The following is a 1,340-nucleotide window of genomic DNA, read 5'->3' on the forward strand; positions in this document are numbered from 1 at the left end:
GCGCGGCCTGCCCGACACCGCCGGCGGCGCGCCCTTCGCGGTCGCGGTCGGCCTGCTCGCCTGGGCCGCCGGCGAGGGCCGTCCCATCGTGGACGTCGCCCCCGGCCCCGACACCTCGCGCGGCCTGCTCCGCCGCGTCGCCGACTGGATCAGGGTGCGGATGTGACCCGCGCGCCCGTCCGTTCCCCGATCACCAACGCCGCCAACGCCAGGCAAGGCTGAGTTCCAGGAGAGGCCCAAATGACACTGAACCTCACCATCCCGGCCCACCAGCACACCGACTTCACGCCGCGGATCACCGTGGTCGGCGTGGGTGGCGGCGGGACCAACGCGGTCAACAACATGGTCGCGATGGGCCTCGGCGGCGTGGACTTCCTCGTCGCCAACACCGACGCGCAGTCGCTGGTGCATTCGAAGGCCGACCGCCGCGTGCAGCTCGGGCCGCACCTGACGCAGGGCCTCGGCGCCGGCGCGAAGCCCGAGATCGGGCGCGCCGCGGCGGAGGAGGCGACGGAGGACCTCGCCCGCCACCTGGAAGGCAGCCACATGGTCTTCGTCACCGCCGGCATGGGCGGCGGCACCGGCACGGGTGCCGCGCCGGTCATCGCGCGGATGGCGCGCGAGCGCGGCATCCTGACCGTCGGCGTGGTGACCAAGCCCTTCGACTTCGAAGGCCCGAAGCGCAAGAAGGCGGCGGACGCCGGCATCGAGGAGCTGCAGCAGTTCGTCGACACGCTGATCGTCGTGCCGAACCAGAACCTCTTCCGCCTGGCCAATGAGCGCACGACCTTCCCCGAGGCGTTCAAGATGGCCGACAACGTGCTCTACATGGGCGTGCGCGGCGTGACCGACCTGATGGTCAACCCCGGCATGATCAACCTCGACTTCGCCGACATCCGCACCGTGATGGCGGAGATGGGCAAGGCGATGATGGGCACCGGCGAGGCCGAGGGCGACGAGCGCGCGGTGAAGGCCGCCGAGGCCGCGATCAGCAACCCGCTGCTCGAGGACACCTCGATGCGCGGCGCGCGCGGCGTGCTGATCAACATCACCGGCGGCCTCGACATGACGCTGTTCGAGGTGGACGAGGCGGCGAACCGCATCCGCAAGGAAGTGGACGAGGATGCCAACATCATCTTCGGCACCTCGATCGACGAGACGATGAACGGGCGCATGCGCGTCTCCGTCGTCGCCACCGGCATCGACGCCATGGTGGCGCGCGAGGTCGAGCGGCCGAAGCTGGTCGCGGTCGGCGGCGGCGCGGCCGCGCCGGTGCAGGCGGTCGCCTCGGCCCAGGTCGCAGCCCCCGCCGCACGCGCTGTCGCCGGCGGCGGCTACGG

The 1,340-nt window shown here is 71.9% G+C and carries 1 protein-coding gene; it reads left to right on the plus strand.

What is annotated here, in order from left to right:
• Positions 1-240: 240 nt before the first annotated feature.
• Positions 241-1,340, plus strand: a 1,100-nt coding sequence (ftsZ, locus tag L2I40_RS23255) for a cell division protein FtsZ (protein WP_237217728.1), incomplete at its 3' end; no start/stop codon positions are given.

The organism is Falsiroseomonas oryziterrae, assembly GCF_021864505.1.
Taxonomy (GTDB): domain Bacteria; phylum Pseudomonadota; class Alphaproteobacteria; order Acetobacterales; family Acetobacteraceae; genus Falsiroseomonas; species Falsiroseomonas oryziterrae.